Consider the following 9,306-nt stretch of genomic DNA (forward strand, 5'->3'; position numbering starts at 1 on the left):
GAGCACACCGAGATCCGGCGCAACGCGCTGCGCGCCGTCGAGCTGGGCCGCGCGGCCGTCGCCGTCGCGCTCGGGGTCGCGGAGCCGGTCGAGGAGCAACTCGGCGGCGAGCCGCCCGCGTTCGGAGGAGCCGAGGTCCACGCTGGTCAGCGGCGGCCAGGCGGCGCGGGCCAGGGTGCTGTCGTCCATGCCGACGACGGCGATGTCCTCGGGGACCCGCACGCCGCGCGCCAGGAGGGCGTGCGCGGCGCCCAGCGCGAGCTGGTCGTTGGCGCAGAACAGCGCGTCGGGGCGAGCGGGCAGGAGCCGTTCGGCGGCTGCCGCGCCGGAGTCGATGTCGAACGCGGTGTGCACGACGAGCGCGTCGTCGTAGGGCAGGCCCCGGTCGGCCAGCGCCGCCCGGTACCCCTGGTCGCGGTTGCCGCCGGGGACCGTGTCGGAGGGGCCGTTGACGAAGCCGATGCGGCGGCGGCCGGTGTCGGTCAGGTGCCGCACGGCGATCGCGGCGCCCGCGACGGAGTCGGCGCGGACGCTGTCCACGGGCACGTCGTCGGGGAGCGAGCCGATGACCACCACCGGACCGGCGGCCGAGGTCAGGGCCTCGATGTGGGCGTCGGTGATGCGGATGGGGCAGATGATCAGCCCGTCGCTGGTGCGGTCGCCGAGGCTGCGCAGCACGGCCAGCTCGTCCTCGGCGACGGCGTCGGTGGAGTGCAGCAGCAGCCGGTACCCGGCGGCCTTGGTGACGGCCTGGATCGCGCGGACCATGGCCACGTAGACCGGGTTGCCGATGTCCGGCATGGCGAAGGTGAGCTGCCGGGTCCGGCCGTCCTTGAGGGAACGGGCCACCGCGTTGGGCACGTAGCCCAGCTCGGCGGCGGCGCGCCGCACGCGCTGGACCGTGTCGTGGCGCCCGCCCTGGCCGTTGAGGACGCGGGAGACGGAGGCGATGGAGACGCCCGCGTGTTCGGCGATCGACACAATGGTGGGTTGTACGCCGTTCGGCATGCCCGTTGCCCCCTCGTCACCTCGGATCCCGGGCGCTGTAAACGTTTCCAGCAACCGGGACGTTCCCAGATGTTGCGCCCGTGTTTCTCTGCCGTCAAGGGGGTGGGACGAGATCCGGCCGCGCCGGTCGGCCCGGCGGGTCCAGACGGTGCAACTCGACGACCGGCGACCGGTTTTGGGAGATCTCGACCGTCATGCAGGTGGGGTACGGCTGGCGGCGCCGGTCGGTGGGCGAGCCGGGGTTCAGCAGCCGGAGCCCGCCGGGTGCCGTCGTGTCCCACGGGATGTGGCTGTGGCCGAACACCAGCACGTCGAGATCGGGGAACCGCGCGGCGCAGCGGCGTTCGCGCCCCTGGGCCGGACCGGTCTCGTGGACGACGCCGAACCGCAGGCCGCCCAGTTCGGCGCGGGCCACCTCGGGCAGCCGGGCGCGCAGGGCGGGGCCGTCGTTGTTGCCGTACACGCCGATCAGCCGCCGCGAGCGCTCCTGGAGCAGGTCGAGGGTGGCGACGTCGACCCAGTCCCCCGCGTGGATGACGACGTCGGCGTCGGCCACCCTCGCCAGCAGGCCGTCCGGCAGGCGTCGCGCGCGCTTCGGCAGGTGGGTGTCGGACATCAGCAGCAAGCGCACCCGGCGACCGTACCGCCGGGCGGGTGCCGGGGGTGGCAGGGCCGCCCGGCCGGTGTGCCGGCCGGGCGGCCCGGGGTGTCGCTCACTGCCGCAGGACGACCTGGCTCCAGGCGACGTTCAGCTCGGCGCCCTGGCCCCACAGCCGGTTGCCGGGCAGGCTCGCCGGGTCCTGGAACGTCTGCGGAACGGGCGCCCCCTGCCGGGGGTCGAAGTAGAAGTCGGGGGTGTTCTCCAGTGCCACCAGGCCGTCGCCGCCGGGAGAGCCGGGAAGCGCGCCGTCGAGGATGGTGGCCATGGCCAGCCCGCAGGTGATCTGGTCGAGGGTGAGCCGCTCCTCGGTGCCGCCGTGGTCGAGCATCAGGTGGCGGCGGTCGAAGGCGCGGGTGCCGATCCGGTCGGTCTGGAGCTTCTGGCGGCCGTCCACGAACCAGGTGACGCGCCGGCCGCCCTGGTCGTAGCGGATCTCCAGGTCGTGCGCGCGGCCCGGGGTGCGGGTGGCGACGGGCACGGCGTAGGTGTAGGACGCGTACGTGGCGCCGGGGCTCGGCAGCCGCTCGTACATGGCGTAGATGACCGAGTCGGTCACCCAGAAGTCGGCGATGGCGTTGCTCCGGACGTCGCCGCTGACCATGCCGACGGCGGCGAGCCGCAGGTCGGACCGCGGGTCGGTGACCGCGTCCCCGAACGGGTGGTTCTCGGTGCCGAACGTCTCGCCGGAGAGGCGGTGTTCGCAGCTGATGGAGCCGGTGTCGGGTATGTCGAAGCCGAGTTGGCCGGTGCTGGTGAACCGCTGCGGGAACGCGAGCCACTTCATGTGGTCCAGCGAACTGCCGTCCGGCTGCTGCTCGTACGTCCGGGCGAACGCCGGGTCACCGGTGGCGGGGTCGGTGCCCGTGGGCGTCACGGTGAGCACGCCGTCCGAGGTGGTGGGCACACCGTCGCCGGCCGGCCACTGTTCGTCGCCCGTCACCAGCCAGTTGCCGCCCTGGCCGGTGAGGAAGCCGTTGTCGTAGTCGTCGCGGAACAGCACCTGCTTCCGGCCCTCCGCCTCCTCCGCGGCGCCCGGCCCGGCGGTGGCGGCGCCGGGCGTCAGCGCGGTCGCGAGGAGGCCCAGGGCGGCGGCTCCCAGGGCGAGTCGAGATCTCTTCGTCCCGATGGACATATGTGGTCTCCGTTGTCCTACTGTGGTTCCCCGTACCCCTGTTGACCAGGGGCTTCTGCGACGGGGACACAGCACGGACGGCGCCCCCGGACAGGCCGGGACGGCGCACGACTCCCCGTCGTCCACGGAGAGTACACGCGGAGCGGAGCGCTCGGGTCGGCAACGCCGCCCCCACGACCGCCGCCACGTCAACACCCTTCCTTCACATACCACTTGACGCGTTACCCACGCGTTCGCCGCGACTCCGGGGCTAGCCTGGGCGGATCAGCGCCGGACGAAGCGACGAAGCGACGAGGGGAACCGGAGTGGCGGAGCGGGCCGGGCACTGGACGGGCGAGGAACCGGTCATGGGCATCGACGTGACGGTGCCGAGCATCGCGCGCGCCTACGACGCCGTGCTCGGCGGCAAGAACAACTACGCCTCCGACCGCGCCGTGGCCGACGAGTTGCGCCGGATCACCCCGGGCATCGGTGATCTGGGCTGGGCCAACCGCGCGATGCTCGGCCGCACCGTCCGCCACCTGGCCGTCGAGGCCGGGATCCGGCAGTTCCTCGACCTGGGCGCGGGCCTGCCCACGATGGACAACACCCACCAGGTCGCCCAGCGCCACGCTCCCTCGGCGCGCGTCGTCTACGTCGACAACGACCCCATCGTCCTGGCCCACGGCCGCGCGCTGCTGGAGGAGAACGACGCCACCGCCGTCGTCACCGCCGACCTGTGCGAGCCGGAGCAGGTCCTGGCCGACCCCGGCGTGCGGCGGCTGATCGACCTGTCCGAGCCCGTGGGCGTGCTGCTCGTCGGGATCCTGCACCACTTCCGCGACGACGAGGCCGTCGCCCGCGTCGTGGACGCCTACATGGCGGCCGTCCCGCCCGGCAGCCACCTGGTCATCACCCACTTCTGCGACATCGGCCCGGACGCGTGGGAGCTGCAGGAGACGTTCCGGCGTTCCCTCGGCACCGGCCGGTTCCGGACGGCGAAGGAGATCGCGGCCTACTTCGACGGCCTCGACCTGCTCGACCCGGGCCTGGTGCCGCTGGTCATGTGGCGCCCCGACGCGCCGGTCCAGGAGCCGCTGCCCGTCGCCCAGCGCCTGATGGTGGGCGGCGTCGGCCGCAAGCGCTGACCCCTCAGCCCCCGGCTCCTCCCCCCTGCGCGGACCGGTGTGATCCGCGTTACTTGACATGGGCTCAACCCGGCGCGCACAGTTTTACTGAACCCGGTTCAATAAAGTGCATCGGAGCACCACCATGGCGACGACGACTGTCCGCACCCCGGCCGAGCGCTGGCCGGAACTCGCCCGCATACCGCACCCGCCGCGCCGCCTCCCGGTGCTCGGCGACGTGATCGGCTCGTCGCTCACCACCCCGGTGCAGGACTCGCTCCGCATCGCCCGCGAGCTCGGCCCGATCTTCCGCCGCAAGATCTTCGGCCTGGAGGTCGTGTTCGTCACCGGCGCCGACCTGGTGACCGAGCTGGCCGACGAGAAGCGCTTCGTCAAGTACGTCACCAACGCCGTGCAGAGCCTGCGCGCGGTGGCCGGGGACGGCCTGTTCACCGCGTACGGCAACGAGCCCAACTGGCAGCGCGCCCACGACATCCTGGCCCCCGCCTTCACCCGCGAGGCCATGGTCCGCTACCACCCCACGATGCTCGCCATGGCCCACCGGCTGATGCACGTCTGGGACGGCCACGCGCAGGCCGGCACGCCCGCCGACGTCACCGGTGACACGACGAAGCTGACGCTGGAGACCATCGCGCACACCGGGTTCGGCTACGACTTCCGGTCGTTCGAGCGCGACGAGCCGCACCCGTTCGTCACCGCCATGGTCGACGGGCTCAGCGCCGTGATCAAGCTCCGCGTCGCGACCCTGCCGCTGCTCGGCCCGGTGCTCGCCCGCCCGATCCGGCGGCGCTTCCTCGCCCACCGCGACTACCTCAACGCGACCGTGGACGACGTGATCCGCGAGCGCACCGCGCAGGGCGACACCCGCACCGACGACCTGCTCGGCCTGATGCTCAACACCGCGCAGCCCGCCACCGGGGAGCGGCTCGATCCGCTCAACATCCGCTACCAGGTCATCACCTTCCTCGTCGCGGGCCACGAGACGACGTCGGGCGCGCTGTCGTTCGCGCTGTACTACCTGGCCAAGCACCCCGAGGTCATGGCCCGCGCCCAGGAGGAGGTCGACCGGGTCTGGGGACCGGACGGCGACCCGGGCTACGAGCAGGTCAGCAAGCTCCGCTACGTGCGCCGGGTGCTCGACGAGGCGCTGCGCCTGTGGCCCACGGCCCCGGCGTTCACCCGCGCCGCGCGCCAGGACACGGTCCTGGGCGGCAAGTACCCGATGCGCAAGGGCGCCTCGGCTCTGGTGCTGGTGCCCGCGCTGCACCGGGACCCGTCCGCCTGGGGCGAGGACGTCGAGCGGTTCGACCCCGACCGCTTCCTCCCCGAGCGCGTCCGGGCCCGGCCGGGCCACGCGTTCAAGCCGTTCGGCACGGGCGAACGGGCCTGTATCGGCCGCCAGTTCGCCCTGCATGAGGCGACCCTGGTGCTCGGCCTGCTGCTGCGCCGCTACAACCTGCACGACCACGCCGACTACCGCCTCACGGTCTCCGAACGCCTCACCCTGATGCCCGAGGGCTTCACCCTGATCCCGTCCCGCCGCAAACCCACCACCCCACCGGCGGCCCCCGGGACCCCGGAGGAATCAACCCCGGCCCCGGCCCCGACAGGCTGCCCGGTCCACCACGCCCCCTGACGGGCCGCGGCCAGGGCCCACCGCACCGCGCACTCGGCGGGCGCCGCGCGGCCCCCGTCGCGGCAGTCGAGGTGCGGCGGGCCGGTCGGCAGCGGCGGGGGCCGGGTCAGCGTGGGCCAGGAACGGACGGCCGAGGCAACCGTCACCGGCCTGCCCAGTGACCAGCGCCAACCACCGGTCGAGGGCGACGGGCCGCGGGACCACGGGGACGTCCCGACAGAAGCCGGCATCGTTCCCGGTCGGCGCGCTCCGGGCACCGATGCCGGAGACCAGGAATCAGCATCAGCGGCGCCCGGCCGCGCGACCCGCGGCCGGGCCGGTCCGCAGTCCACGTGCCGGCCGCCGTGCCCAGGGGCGGCCGGATGCGGGAGGCGACCGAGTCCGACGAGTCGGTCGAGGGCGTCCACGCCGAAGCGCCGCGGCAAAGACGGGCCAAGCCACCCGAGTCGGACCGCCCGCTCCGACCTGCTGTCAGCACACTCCCCGTGCGGCCGATCACGACAGGCCCACGAGGACCGGCCACCACGTTTCCCCGTGGGCCGGGGCCCTGGCCGCGCCTGGAGAACGCCGCCCCATGTGCCCAGCACACCGACCGGCACCCCGGGAGCGGCGCGAAGCGCCCGAGTCCGTCCGGCCCGGCCGGAGGCGGGCCAGGTCCGCGTCTGTCAGATTCCGCGCATCGCCGGGCGGGCTTTGCGCGGGCTGTATGAATTCTCCTCGGCCGTCGTGGGGCCGCTTGACCCGCACACTTCAGAAACTCTACCGTACCTCATGTACGAGAAAGTTTCTGACTCTTGATCGGAGCAGTTTCATGCGCATTCGCGTGTCGCGGTCATTCAGCGCGGGAGCCGCCGCGGTCGCCGCCTGTGGCGCTCTTCTCATAGCAGCACCCCTCGGCAATGCCGCCGCCCCCACGGAACTCTCCTACACGGCCACGGGTTCCACCCACCTCGCCGGTCTCGAGGCCGATGTCCCGCTCGGCCCCGGGCCGACCGAGGTGGAACTGGATCTCGACACCGGGAATCTGACGGCGGACATCTCTCTTCCCGAATCCACCACGGAATTCAACCTGTTCGGCTTCCTGCCGACGCACGCCAAGGTCAAGATCGATCAGGTGGGCGAGCTGTCCGGCACCTACCAGGACGGCATCGTGAACGTCTCCGGTGAATTCTCGGTCCGGATCACGGAGGTCGGCCACTTCGGCTTCGGCATTCCGATGCCGGACTGCGAGACGACGGCTCCGGTGGCGATCACGCTCACGTCGGACGACAGCTTCCTCCCGGCCGAGGGCGGCACGCTGACCGGCACCTACCACCTGCCCGAGTTCGCCGACTGCGGCGTCGACACGGCGATCATCAACGCCCTGGTCGTCGGGCCCGAACACTCGATCAGCATCGACCTGGCGGGCGCGGCCTAGGCAACGGCGCGGGCCGCGTCAAGGGGTGACCTGCATGGCGTCGGAACAGGGCCGACGCCCCACCCCGGCGCGACGGTCCGCCGGCTTGCGTCGGCGGACCGTCCGTTTCAGCTCTTCCCGAACAGGATGACCGCGGTGTCGACGAAGAGGTCCTCCAGCTCGGGCAGCGCGGCGGCGCCCCGGGTGTGGAGACAGTCCCGGATCCGTTCCGCCGTGCCGCCGATGTAGAGGTCGAACACCGCCGGGGGCAGCTCCCGGATCTCCGGGTCACCGGCACGTGCGCGGCGGTGCAGCTCACGGAACAACTCCGCGAATCCCGCGTTGACGGCCGTGGTGCGCTGGATGAGCGAGGGGCCGGCGGAAAAGGTCTCGATGTACAGGGAGCGAGCGGCCGAGGGGTTGTCGGCCAGATCCCGGAGGAAGACGCGCCAGGACCGCCGGATACGCTCCTGCCAGTCGTCCCTGGCCAGGGATTCGAGAGCCTCGATCATCCGGCCGCTCACCTGCGTGACCGCCTCGTCGAAGGCGGTGAGAAAGCACACTTCCTTGTTCGGGAAGTGCTCGTAAAAAGTGCGGCGAGAAATCTCGGCCCTCTCGACCAGATCACCGATCGTGGTCGAGGGATAGCCCTTCTCGGCCACGGCATCGAAAAGCGCCAGGAAAATTCGGGCACGCTGTGAGGAGGCGACATGCTCCCGGCTCAGACCATGCCGACCGCTGGGCAGACGCCCAACAGCCGGGCTGCTTCCCCTGCTGTCCGCCGCTCTCCCCGGAGTCCCCATCGTACTATCCTATCACCCACGTATTCCCGCAACACTACGCGCCCGGAGTCACTGTGCCGCAATCCCGAAGCGCCAATTCCCTCTCCTCCGCACTCACTCCCGCAAAAAGCGAGGACCAGCGGTGACCCCGCCCCAGTATGACGCGATCATCGTGGGCGCGGGCTTCGGCGGGATGGGAGCGGCGATCCAGCTCAGGCGGCTCGGGATCGACAACCTCGTCATCCTGGAACGCGAGGGGGACGTGGGCGGCACCTGGCACGTCAACCGCTACCCCGGCCTGGCCGTCGACATAGCGTCGTTCACCTACTCCTACTCGTTCGAGCCGAACCCGTACTGGTCGCGGGTGTTCGCCCCGGGCACGGAGCTGAAGCGCTACGCCACGCACGTGGCGCGGAAGTACGGCCTGCGGCGGCACATGCGGTTCAACACGGTGGTGGAGGACGCGCGGTGGGACTCGGCGGGACAGTTCTGGACGGTCCGCACCCGGAACGGCCCGCCGCTGACCGCCCGGTATCTCCTCACCGCGACCGGCTTCCTGTCCCAGCCCCACCACCCGGACATCGAGGGCATCGGGACGTTCGGCGGCACGATCCTCCACAGCACCGCCTGGGACGACTCCTACGACCTCACCGGCCGCCGGGCGGCGATCATCGGCACCGGCGCCACCGCCGTCCAGCTCATACCCGAAGTCGCCAAGCTGACCGCCGAGCTGACCGTCTACCAGCGCACCCCGATCTGGGTCACGCCCAAACTCGACGGCCGCATCCCCCGGCTGGCGCAGGAGCTGTTCGCCCGCGTCCCCGCCACCCAGCGCGCCGCCCGCATGGTCAACTCCACGATCCTGGAAGCGATCATGGTCGTCGGCGTCCTGCACTACCGCCGCGCCCGGCTGGCCAACCGCGGTGCGGAGCTGCTCGCGAGGGTCCACCTGCGCCACCAGGTGAAGGACCCGGAGCTGCGCCGGAAGCTCACCCCGGACTACTCGTTCGGCTGCAAACGGCCGACGTTCTCCAACGACTACTTCCGCACGTTCACCCGCCCGAACGTGCGCCTGGAGACCACGCCGATCGCGCGCGTGGAGCCGGACGCCGTCGTCACCGCGGACGGCCGCCGCACGGAGATCGACACCCTCCTGCTGGCCACCGGATTCAACCTGTGGGACGCCAACTTCCCCGCGATCGGGATCACCGGCCGCGACGGCCGGGACCTGGGCGCCTGGTGGCGGGAGCACCGGTTCCAGGCCTACCAGGGCGTGACCGTGCCCGGCTTCCCGAATCTGATCAGCCTCAACAGCCCGTACTCCTACAGCGGGTTGTCGTACTTCACCACGATCGAGTCGCAGATGAAGCACATGAAGCGGCTCTTCACCGCGCTGCGCGACCGCGGCGCGACGACGTTCGAGGTGACCCGGCAGGCCAACGACGCCTTCCTCGCCCGCATGACCGACCGGCTCGCCGACTCGGTGTTCTCCCTGGGCAACTGCTCCACCGCCCGCAGCTACTACTTCACCCCCCACGGCGAAGCCGCCCTCCTCCGCCCGACC

At 71.8% G+C, this 9,306-nt stretch carries 8 protein-coding genes; 4 read left to right on the top strand and 4 right to left on the bottom strand.

The window, feature by feature from the left end; genetic code table 11:
• The 3 genes from ACSNOC_RS25585 to ACSNOC_RS25595 all read right to left on the bottom strand — a co-directional run.
• Nucleotides 1-1,008: LacI family DNA-binding transcriptional regulator (locus ACSNOC_RS25585; RefSeq protein ID WP_436749939.1), on the bottom strand; the 1,008-nt coding region annotated here is incomplete at its 3' end.
• 94 nt (nt 1,009-1,102) lie between these two features.
• A complete protein-coding gene (locus ACSNOC_RS25590; RefSeq protein ID WP_436749940.1) occupies nt 1,103-1,639 on the bottom strand; it encodes a metallophosphoesterase family protein in 537 nt (178 codons plus the stop codon).
• A gap of 82 nt (nt 1,640-1,721) precedes the next feature.
• On the bottom strand, nt 1,722-2,801 hold the full coding sequence (locus ACSNOC_RS25595; RefSeq protein WP_436749941.1) for a DUF6081 family protein: 1,080 nt from the start codon (nt 2,799-2,801) through the stop codon (nt 1,722-1,724).
• 347 nt (nt 2,802-3,148) lie between these two features.
• Here ACSNOC_RS25595 and ACSNOC_RS25600 point away from each other — a divergent pair, with 347 nt between their 5' ends.
• The 3 genes from ACSNOC_RS25600 (at nt 3,149) to ACSNOC_RS25610 (ending at nt 6,981) form a co-directional block, all read left to right on the top strand.
• The gene (locus tag ACSNOC_RS25600; protein ID WP_436749942.1) at nt 3,149-3,928 is read left to right on the top strand and encodes an SAM-dependent methyltransferase; all 780 of its coding nucleotides are present in this window, start codon (nt 3,149-3,151) and stop codon (nt 3,926-3,928) included.
• Between the two features lie 124 nt (nt 3,929-4,052).
• Nucleotides 4,053-5,564 (top strand): cytochrome P450, encoded by a 1,512-nt coding sequence (locus ACSNOC_RS25605; RefSeq protein ID WP_436749943.1) that lies wholly within the window; start codon nt 4,053-4,055, stop codon nt 5,562-5,564.
• Between the two features lie 811 nt (nt 5,565-6,375).
• Nucleotides 6,376-6,981, top strand: coding sequence for a hypothetical protein (locus tag ACSNOC_RS25610; RefSeq protein WP_436749944.1), 606 nt, complete (start codon nt 6,376-6,378; stop codon nt 6,979-6,981).
• Between the two features lie 107 nt (nt 6,982-7,088).
• On the opposite strand, the gene ACSNOC_RS25615 is transcribed toward ACSNOC_RS25610, so the two are convergent.
• The gene (locus tag ACSNOC_RS25615; protein WP_436749945.1) at nt 7,089-7,622 is read right to left on the bottom strand and encodes a TetR/AcrR family transcriptional regulator; all 534 of its coding nucleotides are present in this window, start codon (nt 7,620-7,622) and stop codon (nt 7,089-7,091) included.
• A 262-nt stretch (nt 7,623-7,884) separates the two neighbouring features.
• Here ACSNOC_RS25615 and ACSNOC_RS25620 point away from each other — a divergent pair.
• The coding region (locus ACSNOC_RS25620) for a flavin-containing monooxygenase (protein ID WP_436749946.1) at nt 7,885-9,306 on the top strand (1,422 nt) is incomplete at its 3' end.

The sequence above is a fragment of the Streptomyces sp. URMC 129 genome (assembly GCF_051386415.1).
In the GTDB taxonomy this organism is placed as follows: domain Bacteria; phylum Actinomycetota; class Actinomycetes; order Streptomycetales; family Streptomycetaceae; genus Streptomyces.

Bases quoted from the DNA above. Each gene is read 5' to 3' on its own strand.
- ACSNOC_RS25610 (WP_436749944.1), top strand. From the start codon at position 6,376: ATGCGCATTCGCGTGTCGCGGTCATTCAGCGCGGGAGCCGCCGCGGTC.
- ACSNOC_RS25595 (WP_436749941.1), bottom strand. From the start codon at position 2,801: ATGTCCATCGGGACGAAGAGATCTCGACTCGCCCTGGGAGCCGCCGCC.
- ACSNOC_RS25605 (WP_436749943.1), top strand. From the start codon at position 4,053: ATGGCGACGACGACTGTCCGCACCCCGGCCGAGCGCTGGCCGGAACTC.
- ACSNOC_RS25600 (WP_436749942.1), top strand. From the start codon at position 3,149: ATGGGCATCGACGTGACGGTGCCGAGCATCGCGCGCGCCTACGACGCC.